The following is a 270-nucleotide window of genomic DNA, read 5'->3' as shown; positions in this document are numbered from 1 at the left end:
ATCATACACAAAAGTATTTTCATTAATCTCTATCTGTTGTACATCTGCAGTAGACAGTCTTGAGGAAATATAAATTTTTTGCATGATTTCTATCGGTGCTTTATTTTTCCTCAACCATTTCCAACATATGTAATAGATTAACTGGTAAGGAGCATAGAAAATCTTTTTCCATACAGGAATATTTCCATTTTTATCTTTTAAAAAATGAACGGCGTTTTTCTGATAATGATATCCTGTCAAAAGCATGACCAAAGCCGGCCACAACAGAAG

The 270-nt window shown here is 32.2% G+C and carries 1 protein-coding gene; it reads right to left on the bottom strand.

The window, feature by feature from the left end:
* The coding region (locus SB847_RS21105) for a hypothetical protein (RefSeq protein ID WP_410578577.1) at positions 1-270 on the bottom strand (270 nt) is incomplete at both ends.

The sequence above is a fragment of the Bacillus sp. SIMBA_026 genome (assembly GCF_046535335.1).
Classification (GTDB): Bacteria; Bacillota; Bacilli; order Bacillales; family Bacillaceae; genus Bacillus; species Bacillus velezensis.
Note: the sequence above shows the minus strand (reverse complement) of the source record. Positions and strands in the feature narration are given on the sequence as shown.